The organism is Actinosynnema sp. NPDC004786 (assembly GCF_053601135.1).
This window is the reverse complement of record NZ_JBSGBG010000053.1, coordinates 19,002-41,172: the sequence shown is the minus strand read 5'-3', so window position 1 is coordinate 41,172 and position 22,171 is coordinate 19,002. Positions and strand designations below refer to the sequence as shown.

Genomic DNA, 22,171 nt, shown 5'->3' with positions numbered 1-22,171 from the left:
TCGGATTGTCGGGTTCTCTACTTCTTGCCCAGCGGAAGGTCGCCCGATGAGCCTTCGGTGATGGTGATGGCATCGTTCTCGGCATGCGGTGTGCACGTGAGGTACTTCCGCGAGCCGATCAGGCGAACATTCCCGTCCGGTCCGCCGAAGGCGGCGTCGATTGGCGGCGCGGCGGCGGAGACCGCGCTTTTCTCGGAATGGTCCTTTTCGCCGATCCTGCAGGATCGGTAGTCTTTTCCGCTGAACACCAGGACGTGGTCGGCGCCGCCCGCGCTGCCGTAGACGTTGGTCACGGCGGTGACGGGCACGGCTGTGGCGCCGATGTTCCAGGGCAGCAGTTCGGTGGTCTTGCCGGAGGTGACGGTGCCCTTGTTGGACTGCTCCGCGTAGGTCAGGTATGTGCCGTCACCGAAGAGGAAATAGGCGGACCAATTGGCGGCGGACTGGGTCTTCTCGGTCGCGAACCCGGCGATCGGCGTGCGGTTGTTCACCATGACGGGAAGCTGGGGCCAGAGCTGGTCGAACGGCGTCGGCGAGAGGTCGGAGCTGTGGGCGACGCCCGTGTCGTCGGTCCAGTTCGGCTGCCACGCGCCGTCCTTGTCGAGGTAGAGGCGCCAGACGTTGGGCCACTCCAGGTAGTAGACGCACCAGACCTCGGCTTTGTCGGCGGTACGACGCCCGGCGGGCACCGGTACGGCGAGTGGTTGGTGTTTCTGGAGCGAGTCCGTGGTGCCCTGCGCGAACCAGTGCACGGTGAGGCGGCCCTTCTTCTTCGGATCCAGGTTTTCCGGTGCCCGGACGGTGAGCCGGCTGTTCGCCGCGATCGGCACGGTGAGCGCGTGGCCGTCGGCCACCTTCCACGTCTTGAAGCGCGGCTTCACGGAGGTGTCGACCGCGGCGCCGGCCACCCGCGGCAGTGGTGACAGCACGTCGAGGGACAGGTTCGCGCCGCTGACCTGTACCAGGAGGAGCCCGTCGGTCGCCGTGGCGTGTTCGACACCGGTGTCGCCGAAGAGGTCGTCGAACGACGTGCGGATGTTGGAGGTGTCGTCGATGGTGCCGTGCGCGATCTGCTTGCCGTTCTCGGTGAGGAGTTCGACGTCGTCGAAGAGCAGTCGCGGTCGGCGGTAGGCGGAGACCGGCCCGTTGACGTCGAGCCCGCCGATCTCCAGGTCGGGGCGGGTGACGTAGACGGTGCAGGCGGTGTTGAAGACCAGTGGCTCGTGCGAGGTCGAGTCGCGGTAGGTGGCGGTGAGCACGAACGTCGTCGTGTCGTGGAGCGGCGCGGACGTCCAGGACTTGGCGTTCTTCGCGGTGAGCCGCGTGGTGCCGTGAGGGGTCGAGGCGCCGGCCCACTGGAGGTCCAGTTGGGGGGACATGTTCACCTCCCACTGGAGGAAGGCCGGTGTCCCGGCGCCGACCTGGAGGTACTTGGGTCGGAAGTTCCGCAGGTAGAATTCCTTGGGGAACTTGGGCAGCGGAATGGTGCGGCAGTCGGTCCGCTTCCCGCCCTTCTCGTAGCCGAGCCTGATGCCGGAGTTCCCGGGCACCTTGTTGACCGCCACGTCGCTGATGGTGACGGCCAGGCCGTCGGCCTTCGCCAGCGTGCCGCCGGTGAGCCGGATCTCGTGGCGCAGATTGTCCTTGCTGGTGTGCCAGCCGGTCGGTCCGTGGGTGGCCGGTTTCAGGCGGTCGAAGTCCTCGGTCAGATCGGTGTCCGTGGTGCCGACGGGGACGGACAGCACGAGGTCGATCTTGTCGTGGGAGGCCGGCACGGACTGGTCGAGGTTCAGCTGGAAGGTGATGGTGGCGACGGTGGTGTCGCCGATCGTGCTGATCTGGAGGGGCTGCGGCTTGGTCTCCGGGCTGATGGGAAGGAATGGGCTTGCGGTCATGACGGTTCTCCAGGGGCGGCGCGGGCTCAGGAATCCGGGAGGAAGCCGCGGATGTTGCGGAGGAATCCGGAGCGGGCGGGCGGGCGCTCCGTCTGGGGATCGGCGGTGACGGTGGAGGGGGTGATGCCGCGGCGGTCCCACCCCTGGTCGGCGGACCGCGGTGCCGGCGGACCGACCCACTCCCACTCGCCGGTCCAGGCGACGGGGCGCGGCATCACCACGGTCCGCTGGGAGCCTGCCTCGACCGGGGGGCCGTCCGGGGCGAGCAGCGGGCCGAGCGGGAACGGCACCCGCATCCGGGTCAGGGCAGGCCGCACCACGGCCTGATCCAGCGTCAGGTCCGCTGCGGGAAGGAGGTCGGAGAGCGCGGCGGCACTGCGCCAGGGGTCGAGCAGCAGGGTGACGTGGCAGCCGTGCTCGGGCTTCGCCGCGTGGGCGGAGCCGGCGGTCAGCAGCAGTCCCGGATCCTGCTCGCCGGCGCCCAGGTGGCGAAGGTATCCGGCGGTCTTGCCGAAGTGCGAGGTCCACAATCGGTCGTACCGGGTGGCGTCCTCGTCGAGGTCGGGGCCGAAGTAGCCGACCAGGCCGTCCTTGGCCAACTCGGGCAGTCCGAGCCTGACCTGCCAGCGGTAGGTGGTCAGCGGTGGTGTGGCGGGTGGATCGACCGCTCCCTTGGCGCCGGCCGGGCAGGCACCGTCCAGTTCGAGCCGCAGGGCGGCGCGGACCACGGCCAGCGGACGGCCCATCAGCACCGCCTGGTTGTCGTGCTCGTGGGAGTAGCGGTCCTGGGTGTGCAGGGCCTCGTCGATCAGCGCCATCAGGCCGGGCAACGCCGTGGCGTCCTGCTGGAGGAAGGCCGTCAGCAGCGCGCCGAGCGGGCCGGGCAGGGCGGTGGCGGCCGTGGCGAGGCTCTCGGTGGGTTGCCGCGGTGGCAGGGCCCGCCAGGCCAGCCGCTCCGTGCCGCCGCTGTTGCGGTTGATTTGGATCTGGCCGAAGGCGGTGCCGTCCGGCCCGAACACGACCAGGGTCCGGTCGAGGTGGTTGGGCAGCAGCCACCCGCACACGGGATTGCCCCCGGGTGGGCCGATCGGCGGCACCGGCGCGTCGGTCCGGGCGTCGACCGGGTCGAACCGCAGCCTCGCGCGGTGCAGGATCCGCGGCGGGAACTGCAGGACGTACTGCTCCTGGATGTCGTCCAGGATCCGGCAGTTCGGGTGAGGGCGGGTGGAGGGCGAGCGGTATACCGGGGTGCTGCGTTGTATGCCGGGATTGATCAGTTCCACGGTCTGGCCGAACGCGTCGACCACGGACAGGGTCTGGAGGTCGGCCTGTCCCGACCGGACCGGGAAGAAGTGCGCGATCGTCGAGTCGGGGACGGTGGTGCCCCGGTAGGGCTCGTTCTCGTCGGCCAGGTAGTGGGTGTGACTGCGCTGCTGGAACCAGGCGTTGACGCCGGTGAGCGCCTGGCACAGGGCGTCCTCCTTCGTCTTCTGGTCGGCGAAGCGGCGCCACTGCTCGGCCTCGTCCGGCGGCGTGTTGGCCGCCCAGTGGCGGGCCCGGCGCTCGGAGGCGAACTGCGGGAGCGGGGTGATCAGGCTGAAGCCGGACACGGTGGGCCGGCTTTCCCCGACCTCGCCCTCGCCGTTCCAGCGCAGTTCGTTGCCGTGCAGCGACCAGTGCGGTGACTGGCCGGACGCGTCCTGGTAGGCGATCGGGTGGCAGGCCAGCGTCCACAGGAGGTAGCGGGGCAGCCAGGGTTGGCCGGGCCAGGGCCGGGTGAAGTCGGCGGGGATGCCGGTGATCAGCTCGTGCCTGCCCTTCGCCCACTGGTCCAGGGCCCACTGGAGGTCCGAGTACTCCTCGCCCTGCTTCGGCGTGCGGGCGGCGGCGTCGAGGACGGCGAACTCGGTGAACAGGTTCGCCGCGAGGGCGGTGTCGTCGCCGCACACGGCGGCGAGGCAGGCGTACCCGGGCAGCGAGTCCACCGTCCCGGACAGGGTGTGGCCCGCGATCCCGGTCACCGTCCGGTCGTAGGTGCGGCACAGCGGCGCTTCGGGCACCAGGGGCTCGGTGATCTTCGTGCCGGAGAGCAGGACCACGGGGTCCATCGGCTCGTAGAACGGGTCGTCGGGCGTGGACACGGCCTCCGCGGGCGCGGGCGGGAGGGCCTTGCGGGCGAGGTCCACGCGCGCGCGGGCCTGGTCGCGTTCGGCGGCGCGCGGAGAGTGGGCGGTTTGGTACTCCTCGGCGGTGATCTGCTGCGACTTGCGCAGCCAGTCGAGGTCGAAGAGGGCGTGCTGGGCGTCCTGCAACTGCCGTTGTGCCGCGTCGAGTTCGGCCTGGGCGGCGTTGTGGGCGCTCAGATCGGGCTCGGTGTGTCCGGTCTTGTCGTCGGACGACGGCTGCCACTGCCAGGAGCCGCCGCCGGCCGCCCGGGCGAACGTCCGCTGGTGGCGTTCCAGCGCCGTGAGGCGCTCGGCGTCGGGCTTGCCGAGATCCGGCAGTGTGTCGTGGTGGAACGCCGTCAGGGCCAGGTGTTCCTCGGCGTCCAGCCCACTGACCTCGGGCTCGGTCAGGGCCGCCTGCGCGTCCGCCCAGCTCTGCCCGAAGGCCACCTTGACGCCGTTGTAGTCGGGCGCCGAGCTCACGCAATGGTCCGGGTCGTCCCACGCGACCGCCAGCGCCGTTCCGACGTACCGCGAACCGAGGACGGCTGCGCCGGACAAGGGCTTCTCCGTCCGCCACTTGAGAGCGGCCAGCGCCTGCTCGACCGGCGCCTTGCCGGACAGCGGGTCCCCGTCCGGGTTGGAGTACCACCCGACGACGAGGTAGCTGTACCGCCCGGCGGGCAGGTCGGTCATCGGGTCGTGCAGGGAGAGGACGTTCTCGTTGTACCGCTGGTACAGGGTGAACCCGGCCAGCCCGGGCCCGAACGCGTCCAGGAAGAGCGGGTCGGCGGCCCGCTCCTCCTGCCAGCCCTCGCCCGTGGCCTGCAACGGGTGGGAGCGGCCGATCAGGGTCGCGTCCTGGCCGATGATGAAGCTGCTGGTGCCGTCCTCGCCCGTGTAGTCGCTCTCGACCACCCAGGCCGCGGTCGCCTCCGCGGGGCCGCCGGCCCCGGGGTGACGCAGCACGAGCCACCGGTTGGGGATCTTCGGCAGCAGCGCCCGGCCGGTCTTCGGGTCCTGCGGACCGGACCGCAGCGCCTGAGGCAGCTGCCACATCAGGTAGACGCCGTTGTAGTCGGTGTAGTCCTTGCTGCCGAAACTCTGCTGATCGTCGATGGTTTCGGGGTCCTGGTGCCGCTTCAACCGGTCGAAGTCGGCCTGCCAGCGGTTCCAGGTCCCGCTGGTGCGCAGCGCGGTGGTCACCGCGAGGGCGTCGACGGTGATCGGGACCAGCAGCGGGTGGGTGGATGTCACTGGTGGTGGCCTTCGGTGCGACGGAGGGTGAGTTGTTGGGGCGCGCGGGTCAGTTGCAGCGCGAACTGCGACGGCGCGAGGTCGCCCTGCACCGACTGCTTCGCCGCGCGCAGGGCGTCCGAGAGCCGGCCGAGCAGTGAGGTCGCGGTGCCCTTGAGGTCGAGGACGTCGGGCTGGACGCCGGCCGGCCGGGGCCGCAGGCACTCCAGGACCCCGGTGAAGTCGAACTCGGTCCCCAGTTCCTCGCCGATGTCGCCGGTCAGGGCGCGCAGCGGGATCTTCCGGCCGGTCTGGCCGTCGGCGTCGATCCCCATGTGAATGCCGTGGCCCGGTTCCCGGATCACGATCGTGTCGGGGATGCCGGCGAACAGCAGCATCAGCACGTCGTTGGTCAGATCGCGCCGCAGGACGGTGAGTTGCTCCTTGTCCGGGCCCGCATGGGCTTCGATCACCAGCCCGGGGTAGGCCGTCGGAAGCCGGGAGCGCATCAGCAGGCCGGTGACCGTCACACCCGGCGCGGTGAGGTCCTCGCGCTGCTTCGCGGCGAGCTTCGCGTCGAGGGTGGTGCTGACACCGACGCTGAGGGCGCCGTCGACCAGGGCGTTCAGCCATGCCGGGTCCAGGTGGAACAGCCGCATGCCCTCGTACGCGAGGCCCTTCGCGGTGACTCCGGCCGGTGTGCCGGCCGGGGTCGAACCGTTGGCGGGCAGCAGCATGCGCCAGTCCGGCACGAGGTAGTGGAAGGGCACCGCGCACAGCAGGGTGAGCGCGTCCAGACCGGTCGCTCCCGGCGGGACGACCGGGTCCGCGTCCGGGAGGGGTGCGGGGTGGAGCAGGGCGTGGTCCCGGGCGGCGATGCCGGGATTGCCGGTGGCGAGGTGGCGGACCATCTGTTCGCCGGCCAGCGCCAGCACGTCCGGCGACGGATCGCGCATGGCCTCGGCCGGCCGCACCGGGGTGGAGTCCCGCGAGTCGGGGCCGGCCGCGGGCCGGCGCAGCGGCGGGGCGGCCATGGCCTCTCCCAGCCGGTCGCCGAGACCGCGCTCCAGCATCCGGGCGAACCTCGCCAGCCCACCCGGGTGGTCGAGGTGGGCGCGCAGCTCCGCCAGGTCCGCCTCGGGGTTGGACCGCAGGTAGGCGCCCGCCAGGCGGACGGTCTCCCAGCCGCGGGTGCGCGCTTCGAGGAGCGGCTTGGACAGGTCCGCGTTGGCCAGCACCAGCGCCTTGCCGATGGTCCACGCCGCCGCGTAGCTGATGTCGAAGACGCCCTCGGACTCCAGGTACACCAGGCACTCCTCGGCGCTGAGGAAGCCCTTCGCGTCCCGCTCGGGTGCGGTCGGGACGACGGGGGTGAGGGGCCCGCGGTACCAGCCGGGGATCCGCTCGCCGGTGGGCACCTGGTAGGTCAGCGGCACGTAGCCGGCCTCCAGCCGTGAGGAGACGTGGGCGCGCGCGGCCTCGTCCGTACCCGGGAGGGCGGTGATCCCGGTGGACGGGAGGCGTAGCAGCAGCGCCGACGGGTCGGTGAGCCCCGGCACGGCCAGCCCTGTGACGGTCGGCTCGAACTCCAGGCCCGTCCCGTTGTAGTTCTCGAAGCTCCAGGAGTGCAGGGACAGCAGGCGGACCGGCTTGGTGAGCTGGTCGGGATGGCGGACGTAGTCCTCGCAGCCCTCCAGCGAGACGAGGTGGACCACGTAGCGGGCGTTGCGCACCGGCAGGCGGTTGGCCGTGACCACGGCGAACTGGCCGACCTCGAGGTCCTCGCCGTCGATGTAGTACAGGTTGCGGGTCTTGCGCGCGTCGACCTTCCGGCAGTGGGCGAGGTGGCGCAGCTCGTCGAAGCGCGGAACGACGTCCCGGAAGAGCGCGGCCGGCACGTCGATGGTCCGGCAGACCGTCGCCCCCGGGACGTCGATGGTGAACTTCGGCCAGTGCACGTCGGTGGCGGCCGGGTTGACGAACGCGGCCGCCGTCCGCTGCTCGGTGAGGCCCCGGGCCCCGGGATCGCCCGGCAGCTCCTTCTCGGCGAAGACCAACAGCGCCACCCAGGGCACCCGTTGGGTGTCCCGTTTCCGCTTCGAGGGCGTCTCGGTCCGGGACAGCTCGCGCTCCCACGGCAGCGAGGTGCGGTTCAGCGAGATGTGGGGGAGGACCAGGTCGAAGAAGCCGGTGCTGCCGTCCGCCGGCACCCTGCTGTGCACGGTGCCTTCCGGGATGTCGACCTGGATGCTCCGCACGTCGAACGCGCGGGTGACGCCCTCCAGCGCGGGGGTGTGCTCGGTGCCGTCGGCGTTGTAGACGTGCTGCTCCACCCGGACCCGGTAGGTGCCCGCGACGGCGGCCGGGTAGTAGCCGTCGTAGAGCGTCACCTTCCAGGGCCGGGCGACTTCGGTGAACCTCAGCATCAGTGTCCTCGGGCGTCTACGAGCAGGGGCGGGTCGGTGTAGAGGTCCCGGATCGCGGCGGCCAGCGGGCCCAGGTCGTCGTCCAGGTCGTCGAACGGGAGGCCGGCGGCGGTGAGGACCGCCGTGACGGCGCCGCGGCGGGCGGACGAGGCGAGCAGGTCCTTGGCCACGTCGTCGCGAACGGTCGTGCCACCGCGGTGGGCCTTGGGTCCGGAAGGAGCGGTGTTGACGACGGGCAGCACCTTGTTCTCCGGATTGCCCGTCAGGTGCAGATCCTCGATCGCCAGCTTGTCGGCGAAGACGGCGACGGGGTCCCCGTCCGCCTCGGGGCCGGGAACCGTGACCTTCAGGCCGGTCGGCTGATCGTGGACCAGGCCCTCGTCGGTGTTGTTCGCGGCGTCGTTCGACGTCTCGCCGCTGGGGCCGAACAGCGAGCGCGGCACGCTGGTGCGGACCGGCGCCACGGCCCAGTCGTTCTTGAGGACGTCGTACGGCTCCCACTGGTCGGTGGTCCCGTCCCGGAGCTTGTCGATCGTGAGGCAGTGGTGGGAGGTGGCGCCGGAGCCCTCCTCGCCCATCGGGCGCAGGTTGACGGAGCCGCTGTTCGGGATCCCGGTGTCCGGCACCTCGACGCCGTTGATCTTCAGGTGGGTCACCGGCATGGCGGTGTCGGTGGTGAACTCGAAACCGGCCTGGGAGAACACCCACGGCTGGTCCGGCACGGTGGCCGTTCCGCCGTCACCGGGCTTCCCGCCGCCGGGCGCCTCGCCGGCCGCGACGACGGCGGACAGGTGCGTGACCTCGTCCTTCGGCTCACCGCGCTCGACGCCCTTCTTGCGGACCACCTTCACCGCCTTGGGCAGCTGGCGGGTGAACTTGGTCCACGGCACCTTCGGTTGCTCTTTGGTCTCCGGCCAGGACACGCCCCAACCGCCGCCGATGGACAGACCCCACAGGTGCACCTCGCAGTGCCCGCCGTGCTCGGGCAGCCACCAGAGGCTGATGTCGACACCGATCTCGATGGACACCGGGACCCGGAAGAGGCCGAGGTTGATGCTGGCCGAGATCCCGAGGCTGACTCCCACGTCGAACCGGAGGGAGAAGGAGTGCCACTCCACCCACAGGTCCCAGTGCAGGCTGCACCACCAGCGCCACCAACCGCCGTCCTCGCTGATCGAGCAGGCCATGCCGGCCATGATCCCGTCGGTGGTCTTGGCGAAGTAGAACTCACCCCTGATCAGCACGGAGTCGCACAGGCTCGCCTCCAGGGCGATCCGGGGGACCTTCGGGTAGGACTTGGGCACCTTGAAGCCGGGGTTGTAGCCGCCGAGCGCGAGCACCCACTGCCCGCCGGAGGGTCCACCGGTGTAGACGTACAGCGCTCCGCCCCCGCTGAGCTTGCACTCCTTGGCCAGCAGGAAGCAGTCCTGGGTCAGGGCGAAGGCGCACAGCAGAAGATGGCGGTCGAAGTCGTACCCGATCTCGAACTGGACGACGAGCTTGACGATCTCGAGCTTCGAGGGCTTGTCGTCCTGCTTCGGCAGCGGTTCGAACTTCACGACGCCCAGCAGCACCACCGCCACGCCGTGGCCGAACTCCACGACGAGCAGCGCATCGCACTTGACGACCTCGCAGAGTTCGAGCTTCAGCCCACCGGCCCCCCAGTGCCGGCCGTCGCACGGGCTGACCCAGCCCGATTCGTCAGCACTGCTGAGCTTCCTGAGCACCTCGGCCGCGCTCTCCTGCTTGTCCGCCTTCTCACCGGCCTTGGGTGCGAGCACCCGCCCCGACTTGAGTCCGGAAACGAACGGGAAGTTCTCGATGTCGTCGATCTTCGGCATCCGCAGCAGGCTGTTGAACCCGCCCCCGAGCATGAATCCGGTGATGGTGACGGGACCGAGCGGCAGCACGAAGTCGGACAGGCTGACGAACACGAAGAGCGAGTTGTAAGTCGGCTCTCCCGGGTTGGAGACCTGGGCGTACGAGCCCGCCAGGACGAAGGTGAGCAGCTCGGGAATCGTGACGGCGATCAGGCCGTCGAACTTCCAGATTCCCCTGCGGCGGGCCTCCTGGTCCCACATCACGGCGCCGTCGACGGTGAAACCGGCGAAGTCCGCACGCACCCCGATCCCCGTCAGGGTGACGAAGTCCACCAGGTCGCTGGTCTTGAACGGGACCTGCAGCCCGAACCCGATGACCTCCAGTCCCAGGGGCCCGTAGGCAAATCCCGCGTCGATCGTCATCCGGACGACCGCCGGCGCCCCGGGGACGCCGTCGGCGGCCGGAATCTCAGGCAGGTACTTCAGCCCGTACCCGCGGATCGGCCATCGGCGCGCGTTGGCTTTCGGGGATTCCTCGGCGGCCGTGGTGGGCTCGCTCTTGGCGAGCTTCTTGAGCCGCAAGGTCAGCCCCGGCACGTCCTCCTTCCCGAGCGAGGTGCCGAGCGCGAGGTAGACCCCCGGTTCCCAGGCCGCGCCGCCCGCCTTCTTGTCGGGCGTCTTCTTCATCAGCGTGGGCGGTGCCGACTTCGTCTTCCCGGACAGCTTCTCCTGGATGGCCTTGTTGAAGTCATCCACTTCCTTGCCGGTCTTCAGGGCGTGCCGGGCGAGGGCGATGACCTGGAGGCGGACCAGCCCGGGATCGTCGAGTCCGAGAAATCCGGCGAACGGGATCTCCTTGAAGAGAGTCGAGGCGTCGAGTTCCGCGATGAAGAGGATCGGATTCGCGTCGCTTCCCTCCTCCACGGCCAGGTACAGGGAGCAGATCAGGATCCGCCCGGTCGTTGCCTGCTCCTTCTGACCGACGTCGCCGAGGAGCAGGTAGCCGTTCCTGCCCTGGCTGTCCTTCACCTTCTCCAGGACCACATCGGTCAGCTTGACGTCGAACGACTTGACGTCGGCGAGGTCCAGGTAGTCGGTCAGTTCGGTGACCGGCGCGTCACCGGCCTTGACCTTCTCGACGAGTACTCCGGTCTCGTCCTTCTCGTCCTTCTTGTCCTGGTCCGCGGCTCCATCGCTCTGCTCGGCCTCGCTCACGATCCGTCACCCCCGCACGCCGGCCGGAACCTTGACGGTGAAACCGATCGAGTCCCGTTCCGGGTCCATGCCGCTGCCCAGGATCGACACGAGGCCGCGGACGGTCACCCGGTACTCCTGGTCCGGCTGGAAGTCGGCCTTGACGAGGATGTGGAACGACGAGTCGGGGGCGAGCGCGGCCTCGGTCACCGTCACCGCCGGGGTGATGTCGTAGTTGCCGGTGGCCGTCACGCTCTCCGGCTTGGGAGAGAGGTTGACCACCAGCGTGAGGGTGTCGGTGGTCGCGGCGGCGTCCTCGATCGCGATCCGCGGGAGCGGAGGGCCGCCGGCGCACTCCGGAAAGCCGAGAACAGAGCTGTAGGCGATGCACTTGCGGCGGCAGGCGATGGACGGCTCGTCGTGCCCGGCGTCCGGGTTCCCCTGCGCGTTCTGCTCGCTGATGAGGTCGAACAGGTCGTTGAACTGCTTCTGCGCGGCGCCCGTGCTGCGGGACCACTCGGTGATCCACCAGAAGATCCGGCTCGTGTCGTGGAACGCGTCGTAGTCCGCCCTGCCGGTCACGGTGAAGCCCCGGTCGTTGAGCGGCTCCACCCCGGACAGCCGGTTGGCCCCGTGGGCGACGGCCATGACCAGACCCTCGAAGTCCAGTACTCCCGCCCTGGCGAGCCCTCCGGTCACCACCACCGTCTGGCGGCCGAACCGGCGGAAGGCGTAGACGTTGGGCTCGGGCCGGTTCCAGTCCAGGTGGAGGTCCACGTCGGGCAGGAAACCGTGCATGTGCTTGAACACTGTTTCGACCAGGTACTTGGGAATGGGGTTCCCGAAGCTCATCTGCTTGCCGTTCAGGAGCACGTCGTTCGCCTGGGCAGGCGTGAGAAGTGCCGCGACGTCGTTCTCGAGATAGCCGTTGGTGTCACTGAAAACGGTGAACAGGGTGCCGATCTCGCTGCCCGTGCCGCAATTCGCAGTGCCGAAGACGAGTGAGGTCGTGTGCTTCTCCACCTCGTGCGTCTGCGCGTAGTCGGGCTCCCAGGCGTGGGGACGGGCTTCGGTTTCGGCGGCCCAACGGCCGGCGAGCAATTCGGGCCGGAGTTGCAGGTAGTAGTCGCCGACCACCACCCCGGATGCCTGGAGGAGATGGGCGCCGGTCGGATCGGTCGGCTTACCCGCGCCGATGTGGTGCAGGCCGCCCGAGTACTCGCCGATCGCCACGGACCGCACCGGCAGCGAGCCTCCGTCGCCGCCCAGGACGTGGTCCCGCACATGCAACTGGGACGCCTGCACGAGCGTGCCGCCGGCGAGCGCGATGGGCTGGTCGGGAGAGCAGATCAACTCGCCGACCGATCCGTCCTGCCGGTCGAAGGAGAGGTGGACGGCGAGGCTCCCCCCTCCCCCCGCACCGTCGCTGAACGTGACCTGAGACGAACTCCAAGAGACCTTGCCGTCTACTCCGAGCGCGCCCGTCAGCACCCGTTCCCCTCGGACGAGGGCCTCGATCTTCTCCTCCCGTCCCTCCGGCAGGCCGATCATCGTGCCGTATGCCATGCAGGCGCAACAGCACATGCAGGTATGCGCACGTCCACCGGCATTTTGACAGTCGAAGGCCGGGTCGGGCGAGTCGTAGAAGTATTTCGTCGTCCCATCGGGGAGCTCACACCACTGGCTCTCGATCGGCCAGTTGGGCTCTCCATGTGTCATGCAGAACTCGTGCCTAGAGGATTGAACCTTGTCGCAATGGTGCTCGAGTCCCGGCACGTGATCGCAAGAGGGATACATCTTGTATTCGGCGATGTTCTTCTCACAGGTTGCCAGATTGAAACCTTGATTATCGTCTCGGACCGCGGCCATGACCATCCTCCCTCGCAGGGCTGGCACGTGAATTGCTTCTTATTACCAGAAGTAGCACCACAGGTGTTCCGGATCCCCGGAGTACAGATCATGGGACGAATGCCAGGTGGCGGCGACAACAGGTGCCGCCTCCGGCTTGGACGCGTCGGCGCTCACCGCCTGGATCAAGGTCTTTCCCGCACTGGACGATTCCATGCAGATCGCATACAGAGTTCCACTCTGCGGATTTGCGGCCAACGGTGCGACGGTATAGGCATCCGGAAGCTTGATGATCTTCGCCTTGTTCGTGGTGAAGTCCCCGATGTCCGCGACGACGATACCCCACGCCCCCTTTTCCCCCTGAGCGGTCATGCAGCAGTACTGCTTTCCGCCCGAAGTGGTGACGACAGGTTTTCCGCGGGGCTTCCATTCCGCTGGGATGGAGATGTCGGCGGTGGGCACGGCCTTGTCGATGTTGAACCTCTTGACGACTCCGCTCCTGCCCTCCGGCGTCCCGAGGACGTAGGAGGCATTGGCAGCACTGGCCATGGCGAGCCACCGCGTCAGTCCGAAGTCGACACCGGCCCCTCCTCCTCCATCAGGGATGGCCCGCGTGGCGTGCGGCTGTTGCAACTCTCCCCACAGGAGTGAGGACGCCTCGCCGTTCTCCTGCAGACCGAACAGCGTCCTCTCCTGCGGGTCGACCATGATCTCGAAGAACGGCTTGCCGTTCTCGCCGGACACCGTGTACCAGTTGTGGAAGGAGGTCAGCCGGGAACCGTTCACCGGGTCGCCGACCTTGTCGACGGTTGCGGAATCCGGTCGGGCGCAGAACAGGAATTTGTTCGAGGCGGACCAGTAGAACGCCCGGTAGATCTTTTTATCCCAGATCAAGGCACGGACCTTGTCGTTATCGCTCTGGATCTCCAGGCAGGCGAGCCCGGCGTAGATGTAGCCGAGGTTCCAACTGGTGTCCATGGTCAGACCCGAGTGGGTTCCGCCGGTGCCACCCATCGGCCCCGGGTCCGAAACGTCCTCGGACTCGGCGTCACCGGTGCCGCCCGCCGGCTTCGTATCGGATCGGTCATTCGGTGTACTCAGGTACTGGTAGATCTTCTCGTCGGAATTCTTCGTGCTGCACAGGACGTGGTACTTCTCACCTTTGATCATCACGCCGACGAACTTCAGCTTGTCGATCTCGGCCATCGCGATTCCCTGGTTTTTCGGGATTGGGGCGGGCTGTCGGTCCCGGCTCGGCCGTTCAGGGCCGGGCCTTCGGCAGGGCGTCTCCCCACCGGGTGTGGCCGGGGCGGTCGGGGTCGGCCGCGGGACACTGTTCGGAGGGGAGGCGAGCCTTGCGAGCCAGGACGCAGCCGCACAGGGCGCAGGTGGACTTGTCGGCCAGGCCGGTGGCCGCGAGGCGGCCCAGGACGCCGGCGACCTGCGGACCGGTCCGGTGCGGGCAGGTGTTGCACGCCGCGATCCGGGCGTCGAACACCTCGTCGGTCACCACGGTGAAGCCGGTGCGCGCCCAGCGGGCCAGCGCCGAGGCGCCGCGGGCGACGAGGGTGGACGTGGGCAGGGGCTCGGCCGGGACGGGCGGGCGGGCGAGCACCGCGGCGAGGAGTTCGGGATCGCGGCGGCAGGTCAGGATGTTGCGGGCGAACTGCTCGTCGCCCACGGCGGCCCTGAGCACGTCCTCGGACGCGGGGCCGTCAAGCCCGAGGATCTTCCCGAGCTCCGCCTGCTGGGCATCGACGCTGTCTGCTGTGCTGGACACGAACGTCCTCACTTTCGTCGGGTACCGCTGCGGACGAGACTTGCGCCTCGCCGGGTTCGCCGCCACCTGGATCCGCGTCACTTCCGGTGGAACTTCGCCGAGTTGGGTGAGGTGGGAGCCGGCGGTTCGGCGGCGTCGTCCGGCATGGACTCCCCACGGCGCAGACAGGGTGTGGGCACACCAATCCTTTGTGGACGGTGTTACGCCGACCTGGTGCGGTTTCACCTGAGCGGGAGATCCGGAGGCAACGGCTCGAGTCCGACGTATAGGGGCAGCGGAGACGGCGCACCGGAGTTGCCCGGGACATCACCGCGTTCCTGCGGCACCGGTTCTCTGCCGGGATCGATCCTGACTGCGACGTGGAAGGAGACCTCCGCCGGCCATCTTGACGAGCACGACCGGTACGGCTCCAGAGCTTGAGCCATATGTGCACTCGTGTGGGCTACGACCTCACTCGACGGTCGATACCGGACGGCTCAGCGCTCCGTCCCGTCGCCGGTTCCGGTCCCCGCGCCATCTCGACGGCAGTGCTCCTCGGCTCGTCCTCCGAGGTTCCGGACGGCTCACGTGCGCCCGGATGATCATGGCGGCAACCCTTGGTCGTCGTGGGGTGGCGAGGTAGCGGGCGCAGCAGCGTCAACACACTCGGCTTCGGATGGGTGTGGCGACCACATGCGGGCTGACATCCGTCCTTTGTGGAGCGTCCAGGTCTGCTGCGTCAGTTCGGGGCGGGGTTTCGTCGTTGACCGGGAGTGATGGGTATGGCGTGAGTGGAGAAGCACGGTTCCGGTTTTCGGGTGCGGTTCCGGTTGTCGGACGAAGCATTGGGTTCGGAGACCGGTTCACCGATCGTTCGGTGGCGGTCGGTCGGGCGAGGGGCATCGAGTCGGATCAGCGCCGGGGAACGTTCGTGGACCCCTCGGTGGGCGTGATGCCGTTGGGGGAGTGGGTGCCGATCTGGGCGGACGCCCATGACGTGAGTGCGACGACGTGGGCGGAGTACGACCCGCGCCTGCGCAACCACGTGCTGCCGCGGTTCGGTGACGTGCCGTTGAAGGCGATCTCGCGGCTCGCGGCGAAGGGGTGGGTCAAGACGCTGCGGCGGTCGCCGGCCGAGCGGTGTTCCCCCGTGGACGCCGTGTCCGGTGGTCACAACGGCGTACACGGGCCTGCGGTGGGGCGAGCTGGCCGGCGGGCGCGGGTGGACCTGGCCCGCAGGGTGATCACGATCGAACCGGACAAGGGAGCCCTGCACGAGGTGGGCGGCCGGTTGGAGCCCGGGCCGCCGAAGTCGAAGGCCGGTGTCCGCACGGTGCACCTGCCGCCGTTCCTGGTCGACCTGCTCGCCGAGCACCGGGCCGGCCGGATGCAGGACCACGTGTCCACCGGTCTGGACGGAGGACTGCTGCGCCGGTCGAACTTCCGGCGGCGGGTCCGGCTGCCCCTTCGTCAACGGCGATCCGACCCGAGGGTGGGCGCCGATCCACCCTGGCCTGCGCTCCCATGACCTACGTCACACTCACGAGACGTGGCTCATTGAGGCCGGGGTGCCGGAGATCCTCCAGCGCAAGCGCCTCGGGCACCGCATGGCGGGGGTCCGTCGGTAGTGATCACCGACGGGCTGTCTGACCTGCGTTTATAGATGGTGGACGATACTGGGATTGAATCAGTGACCCCTACCGTGTCAAGGACATGGAGGTACGGCTCTGACCTGCGCTTTTCCAACTCGCGCAGGTCAGAGCCGGTCGTTCCTCACGGTCGACCCGAGTTCCTTTGCGTTTCACCGCGTTCCTGTCACCGCCGAATCGCCGTTTGATCTTGTTGGTGGTTGGTCGACCGGCTTGCGGCTCATCGGACCTCCGCGTGTATCGGCTGCTCGCAGCAGGCTGCTTGAATTCCGCCACTGCTTCCACGACGCCGCTCCCATCGGACAGGGGCAAGCGCGGAGTTGGCCCGGACCGGAGCGCAGTCTCCCGAAGTGGGCCTGCTGACACCTGGACGGAGGGGGTCACGCAGCCTTGATGGACGGTGCCTTCTTCGGAGTCGTCGAGGTCAGGCTGGCTGCCTCCATCAACGCCTTGGCCAAGGTGCGAGCTTCCGCGGGTGTGAGGTGCCAGCCTTTCGCGGTTTCGCCCAAGCCGTACCAGATGGCGGCGCTACGGTCACGGACCTCCTGGCGGATGTAGACCACGACGTACTCCGGCTGGAACGGCCCCTTGGACAGGTCGCCGAAGCTTTCGACCTTCTCGTTGATCAACGGCACCCTGCCGTGCCACGAAGAGAAGTGACTGCGATCCTCGGGGTGATCATTGTCTGCGTGTAGCGCATCGCACCACGGAGGGCAGGGTGAATCCAGCCAGAAAACCTTGCGCTCGCACATCATTCGATCTTCTTCCGAGCAGGCAACCAGTGTCGTGTCGTGACCTTCCTCGATTACTTCCGGATTGACCGGAACGCGTCCGCAGCGGATGCAGCTGGTGCCCGACAGTTGGTCCGCCGTGAGCTCGTCGTACGCAATTTCGTCCGTCATGCTTGTGCTCCAGTTTTGAGCGGCGATGTGCTGGTTTTGAATGTTTTGACTCGGCTTGAGTGGTGCTCGTGCATCAAATGACTCCCGATCGATCGTCTTGTGATGCATACGGCGGTTGGACGTTCTCGCCGTGGCGCTGAACGGGTGGTGCCCGCTGCGCTGAACGGGTGAGGTGCGGTCGCGGTTGAACGCGTGACGCGGACTGCCTCTTCACTCGAGACGCGGCGGTGTCCGCTGGTCCGGCTGTGTTCCGGTGACGGAACGGCGCTGTCGTGCGACCGGGAACCGGTTGATCAGATCGGTCCGCTGGGAGATCGGATCCCGTGGGAATACCGAGTTGAGTGCTGTGCCGGCACGGAGTGATCCACTGCGCCCGGTGGCACAGGTTCAGCTGTGAGCGGCTTCGTAGGCGTCGATGACGTCTTGCGAGATTCGGCCGCGGTCCGCCACCTGCCTGCCGGTTCGGCGCGCCCATGCCCGGACGAGGGTCGGGTCGACCGTCTTCGTGGCGCGCGGGGCGGGTTCGGTGTGGTTGCCGATCACGATGCGCTCGCGCGCGGCGTCGCGGATCTCCTGCGGGGTGCGCGTTGAGTCGATCGAGGACGGGGCGTCCAGTTCGGCGATGGTGAGGTTGTCGGACTCCAGGCCTTCGGCGACTTGGCGGATGGGGGTGTGGTGGCTGAAGACGACGATCTGCCACCGTCGTGCGAGCCGTGCCATCACCTTGAGCGTTGCAGCGGCTCTAGCGTCGTCGAAGGTCATCAGCACGTCGTCGAGGACAACCGGCAGCGTCGGGAGCCCGCGGGTCCGCCTGCCGTCCTGCAACGACTCGATGCCGGCCAGGCGGAGGGCGAGGAACGCCTGGTCGGCCGTCCCCTCCGACAGCTCGTCCGGTTTCCGGGGTCGCTCGTCGGCGCCGACGATGCGCAACGACCGCCCGTTGGCGTCGCTGTGCGTGCGCAGGGCGACGTAACGCCCTCCGGTCAGCTCTTCGAGGATGCGCCCGGCGGTCTCCAGCTGCGGTGACGAGTGCTCCCGCTCGTAGCCCTCCAACTCGTCGCGCAGGACAGTGCGCTGGATCTCGGCCACGAGGTACTCCTCGACCTCGTCGGCCAGCACTGCCAGTCGTTCGTGCGCTTTGGCGTGCAGTTCGGCGGCGCCGGGCCGGGTGATCAGAGCCTGGTGCCGTTGAGAGAGCTCGCCGTAACGGCGGAGTGCTTCTTCGTGCGCCTTATCGGCGTCCTCGTACCGCCGGCCGGCCGTGTCGGCGTCGATCCGCAGTTGTTCCTCGTCGACATCGCTCAACTCGGTGACCAATTGCCGTGGGTCGGTTCGTGGCACTGCGGTGCGCACCACTTCGCTGTGCTGGTCGACGTCGGTCAACAGGCCGGCCAGTTCCTCGCCTCGTTCAGCCGCGGCGTCGAGGTCCACAGCGTCGGTCCGCTGACGCAAGTCGTCCAGAACGGCGATGGCCAGGCGCCGTTGCTCGATGTGCTCTTCGAGCTTCCGGCGCAGCGAGTCGAGCCTGCGAACGAGGTTGTCCGCGGTGCCCTTGGCCTGCATCGCCGCCTGGACCCGGGCCGAGAGGGTGTCGAGCACGTCGGTGACGTGGTCACCCTCGACGCCCAGGCGTGCGGTGAGTGCCGCCAGTTCGTCCACGAACCCGCGGTGCCGTTCAGCCAGCTGCCGTGCCCGTTCCCGCAGGCCGGTCGCGGTGACGTGCGACGTGCGGGCCCGCGTGACGATGTCGCGCCGCCGGTACCACCCGGTTGGGCTCAGGTCCGGGAGGTGGGCGGTGGCCAGGGTCGTCCGCCACCGGTCCGCGGATTCGTTCCGCCGTGTGCGTGCCCGTTCGAGCTCCCGCTCCGCCTCCTGCCGGATGGCCCGTACGTTCCGCGCGACCGCACGGGCTTCGCGTGCGTCGTCGTCCTCGTCCAGCAGGTGTCTCGCCGCTTCGAGCAGGCTGTCCAAGTCCGCCTCGGGCCGAGGTCGTCCCGCCCGGGCGACTACGTCCGCCAGGTAGTGGCGCCTCTCCTCGACCGCGGGACGCAGGTCCTCGGCGGTGCGGCTCGCGGTGACCGCCCGTCCTTCGGCCACGAGCGCATCGGCCAGCGACTCGTGGAACACGAGCGCATCGGTGACGGGCGGATGCGGAACGCCAACCGGTGCCCAGATGGCCTCCCACGCCTGGCGGGCTGCCGTGCACGCACGTTCCGCCTCCGCGACCTTCGATCCGGCGACGATCGCTTCGGCACGGGTCTTCGCCAGTTCGGCGGTCAGCACTCCGCGTCTCGCCGCCACTTCGGCGTGCTCCGCGAGCAGGTCGCCGACGCGATCGGCCTCGCGGACGGCGCGTTCGACCTCCACCGGCAGACCGGGCGCTCGTGCGGGCGGTTCACCCGCGAGCCAAGCGCGCACGACCTCGGTGATCAGGTCGTCGCGAGCCGCACGGGCAACCGTCACCTCTGCCGGGTCTGGGACGTGGTGCAGTTCGTCGTCCGACAATTGCCTCTGGATGTCGGTGGACCGCCTGTCGAGGTCGTCCAGTTCTCGACGAGCCGTGCGAATGGCATCGTCACTAGCCGTGATGTCGTCGCGCGCGCCCATCACCGACTCGCGGTACGGCAGTGTCCCCAGACGCGTGTGTGCGGGCAGGCCCACCGTCGTGAGCAGACGAGCGTGCTCGTGCCGCGCATCCGCCACGGCTTCAACAGCACGCCGGAAAGCGGTGACCACCGAGTCCTCGGCCTCGATGGCACTCACCGCCTCGCGCAGGGACGCGACGACCTGCGCGTCCGGTGCCTCCGCGTCGGATGTGGCCGGTTCGCGGTCGCCTGCGGCTTCTACCTGGCGTTGTTGCTCGATCACGACGGCGTCCGCTTGGACGAGCGCCTCCGCTGCGGCGTCCAATTCGGCGACGCGATCCTCGCCGACCCACAGCGTGTTCAGCAGCACGTCGACCGGCTGGTCGACCTTGCCGGTCAGTTCGACCAGCAGCGCTCGGGTGCTCGCGTCGCTCTCATCGGCGTCAGCCCGGCATGCCCGGGCCTGCTCCGCGTCGTCAAGTCTGGCCGTGGATTCCCGCTGCAGACGCTCGACCAGGCTGCGGTCTTCGAGGATGGAGTCCTCGGAAGCGGTGTCCGCCAGCTGCGCGGACGTCGCGGCGATTTCGCCCTCGACGTCGACTATCTCGTCTTCGGCACGGCGGAGCCGTTCCGCGGTCTCACCGTGGAGTGCGAGGTCGTCGGCATCCAGACAAGGCCCTGCCGATCGCAGGGCCGAGATCCTGGCTTCGGCCTGGGCCAGCAGCCGAATTCTGTCGATCACCCGCAGACGCGCCTGTTGGCCGGCCATTTCGGTGAAGGCGGCGTCCTTGGCCCGTCGGGCTCGCTCGACGTCCTCGCCGACTTGGCGCAGCACTCCGCGGATGGCAGTGACGTCGGCGGCGAGCGCGGTGGCCTCCTCGACGTCGTGCACCGCCTGCTCGTACTCGGCGATCGCACGACGTGCCCGCACACCCTTGTTTCCTCGATGCTCCTTGTAGAGCGAGTCGGCACGCGCCGACAGCGAGTCCAGCAGGTGGTGCACGGACTGCCCGCTCCGGGCTCGGAAGATCAGGGACGCGAGGTCGCCCTCACCCTTGAACAGGTGCTCACCGCCCTTGCGCAGCTCCTCGTGCGACAGGCCGAACGAAGTCCGCCACCGGCCGCGGTCATCCCCGTCCCCCTGCCACAGCACGGGAACCTCCGCGCCGGTGGCGGTGTCGATCATCCCGCTCGCACGTCGCTCGACGGGAATCTCGGTGCCGTCGGGCAGGACGAGCACCGCGCTGATGGCCAGCTCTTGGCGGCGGTAGTGAAAGGCACGCTTCGAGGACTGCGGTATCGACCACAGCAGGTCGGCCAGCGCGTCGAGCGCGGTGGTCTTGCCGGTCTCGTTCGGGCCGAGCACCACGCTCAGACCGGTGCCGAGTTCGATCGTCCGATTGTGGAAAGCGCCGTAGCTTTCCAGTGTGAGCCGCCGAACCCTCATCGGTCCTCCCCTGTGGTCAGCTTGGCGACCAGGCCGTGCAACGCCGCCGCGGTGATCCGCTCCAGCACCGCGGGGTCGTTGAGGTCCAGCGGGCTGTCCTTGCGCAGCACCCGGCCGAAATCGCGCTTGAGGGGTGCGGTCAGCCGGTCGACCAAAGGGCTGCCGTGACCCAGGTCCTCAGCCCTGCGGAGCACCGCTTCGATCAGCCGGTCGTCCACGTGGTCGCCGGTCTGCGGCATGCGCGCGTGGGAGGCGGCTTTCTCCACGGTGACGCCCGAGCGGACACCGGACGCCCGCACCTCCTCGACCAACCGCTCACGGTCGCTCAACGCACCCGCCGCACGGCTCGTCCCGGTCACCGTCACCCTGGCGACCAGCGGACGACCCTGAGCGGCGACGCGGGCGTCGGCCAAGCTCGTCTCCACCGCGTCGAGCACCTCGTCGAACGTCCCGTGACCGGACGCGTCGACCTCGATCCGCTCCCACCGGGCCACGTCGAGTGCGACGAACCTCGGGACGGCGGGCTCGTCCCGGTCCAAGTCGACCACCAGAGCGCCCTTCGGGCCGGTCTCGTTGGCGTGCCTGCCCTGCAGGTTGCCGGAGAACGCCGCGACCCACGGGCCGTCGTTCACCACTCGCCGTTGATGGACGTGGCCGAGCGCGAAGTACTCGTACCTGGGCTTGAGCAGGTCAGACGGGGTGCACGGTGCGTAAGTGTCGTGGCCCTCCGCGCCGGATACCGCGGTGTGCAGGATTCCGACGTTCACCAAGCCGTGGACGCGGTCGGGATAGGCCAGCGCCAGGTTCTTCGTGACGGCACGCGTGGCGAACCCCTGACCGTGCACGGCCAGGCCGAGGTCTTCGTCGATCACGGTCTCGGCCTTGTCCACATCCAGCACGGTCACGTTGTCGGGCAGCCGCACGGCCTTGGTGACCACGCTGGCCGCGTCGTGGTTGCCGGCGGCCATGAACACCCGTACGCCGTGTTCGTTCAGGAAGTCCATCTGCTCGGCGAAGAACCGGCCCGTGGCGTAGTCGGGCCAGTCGCCGTCGTAGATGTCGCCGGCCAGCACGAGCGCGGCCGCTTTCTCGTCGACGGTCAACCGCGCCAGGTTCTTCAGCGCCTGCCGCGAGGCGTGGCGCAATTGGTGGGCGACGTCCTCCTTGACGAACCCGTTCAACCCCCGCAGCGGGCTGTCGAGGTGGATGTCCGCCGCGTGCACGATCCGCACTCCGGTCACCGTC

The 22,171-nt window shown here is 68.9% G+C and carries 11 protein-coding genes; 1 reads left to right on the top strand and 10 read right to left on the bottom strand.

Annotated elements, in window-relative coordinates; genetic code table 11:
- Positions 1-17: 17 nt before the first annotated feature.
- From ACWEFJ_RS33745 to ACWEFJ_RS33715, 7 genes are read right to left on the bottom strand one after another with little or no spacing between them, the layout of a single operon-like run.
- Positions 18-1,895, bottom strand: a complete 1,878-nt coding sequence (locus ACWEFJ_RS33745) for a hypothetical protein (protein ID WP_449716210.1) — start codon at positions 1,893-1,895, stop codon at positions 18-20.
- A 26-nt stretch (positions 1,896-1,921) separates the two neighbouring features.
- Positions 1,922-5,317, bottom strand: a complete 3,396-nt coding sequence (locus tag ACWEFJ_RS33740) for a hypothetical protein (RefSeq protein WP_449716209.1) — start codon at positions 5,315-5,317, stop codon at positions 1,922-1,924.
- Positions 5,314-7,722 carry a hypothetical protein gene (locus ACWEFJ_RS33735; protein WP_378086039.1) on the bottom strand — a complete coding sequence of 803 codons (2,409 nt, stop codon included), beginning with the start codon at positions 7,720-7,722 and terminating at the stop codon, positions 5,314-5,316. Before ACWEFJ_RS33735 ends, ACWEFJ_RS33740 begins: the two co-directional genes overlap by 4 nt.
- A complete protein-coding gene (locus ACWEFJ_RS33730; RefSeq protein ID WP_449716208.1) occupies positions 7,722-10,757 on the bottom strand; it encodes a DUF6603 domain-containing protein in 3,036 nt (1,011 codons plus the stop codon). Before ACWEFJ_RS33730 ends, ACWEFJ_RS33735 begins: the two co-directional genes overlap by 1 nt.
- A 6-nt stretch (positions 10,758-10,763) precedes the next feature.
- Positions 10,764-12,605, bottom strand: coding sequence for a hypothetical protein (locus ACWEFJ_RS33725; RefSeq protein WP_449716207.1), 1,842 nt, complete (start codon positions 12,603-12,605; stop codon positions 10,764-10,766).
- Positions 12,606-12,647: 42 nt separating this feature from the next.
- Entirely contained in the window at positions 12,648-13,790 is a 1,143-nt protein-coding gene (locus ACWEFJ_RS33720; RefSeq protein WP_449716206.1) for a hypothetical protein, read from the bottom strand.
- Positions 13,791-13,845: 55 nt separating this feature from the next.
- A complete protein-coding gene (locus ACWEFJ_RS33715; protein WP_378086029.1) occupies positions 13,846-14,364 on the bottom strand; it encodes a hypothetical protein in 519 nt (172 codons plus the stop codon).
- Positions 14,365-15,274: 910 nt separating this feature from the next.
- On the opposite strand from ACWEFJ_RS33715, the gene ACWEFJ_RS33710 reads away from it, so the two are divergent.
- The gene (locus ACWEFJ_RS33710; RefSeq protein WP_449716205.1) at positions 15,275-15,871 is read left to right on the top strand and encodes a tyrosine-type recombinase/integrase; all 597 of its coding nucleotides are present in this window, start codon (positions 15,275-15,277) and stop codon (positions 15,869-15,871) included.
- A gap of 501 nt (positions 15,872-16,372) precedes the next feature.
- Here ACWEFJ_RS33710 and ACWEFJ_RS33705 read toward each other — a convergent pair.
- From ACWEFJ_RS33705 to ACWEFJ_RS33695, 3 genes are all read right to left on the bottom strand, one after another.
- A complete protein-coding gene (locus ACWEFJ_RS33705) occupies positions 16,373-17,002 on the bottom strand; it encodes a DUF6907 domain-containing protein (protein WP_449716204.1) in 630 nt (209 codons plus the stop codon).
- 279 nt (positions 17,003-17,281) lie between these two features.
- Positions 17,282-20,926, bottom strand: a complete 3,645-nt coding sequence (locus ACWEFJ_RS33700; protein ID WP_449716203.1) for an AAA family ATPase — start codon at positions 20,924-20,926, stop codon at positions 17,282-17,284.
- Positions 20,923-22,167, bottom strand: a complete 1,245-nt coding sequence (locus tag ACWEFJ_RS33695; protein ID WP_449716202.1) for a metallophosphoesterase family protein — start codon at positions 22,165-22,167, stop codon at positions 20,923-20,925. Before ACWEFJ_RS33695 ends, ACWEFJ_RS33700 begins: the two co-directional genes overlap by 4 nt.
- Positions 22,168-22,171 lie beyond the last annotated feature (4 nt).

Coding starts and splice junctions, on each gene's coding strand:
- ACWEFJ_RS33745 (WP_449716210.1), bottom strand. CDS start 1,895: ATGACCGCAAGCCCATTCCTTCCCATCAGCCCGGAGACCAAGCCGCAG.
- ACWEFJ_RS33735 (WP_378086039.1), bottom strand. CDS start 7,722: ATGCTGAGGTTCACCGAAGTCGCCCGGCCCTGGAAGGTGACGCTCTAC.
- ACWEFJ_RS33725 (WP_449716207.1), bottom strand. CDS start 12,605: ATGGCCGCGGTCCGAGACGATAATCAAGGTTTCAATCTGGCAACCTGT.
- ACWEFJ_RS33720 (WP_449716206.1), bottom strand. CDS start 13,790: ATGGCCGAGATCGACAAGCTGAAGTTCGTCGGCGTGATGATCAAAGGT.
- ACWEFJ_RS33705 (WP_449716204.1), bottom strand. CDS start 17,002: ATGCATCACAAGACGATCGATCGGGAGTCATTTGATGCACGAGCACCA.
- ACWEFJ_RS33700 (WP_449716203.1), bottom strand. CDS start 20,926: ATGAGGGTTCGGCGGCTCACACTGGAAAGCTACGGCGCTTTCCACAAT.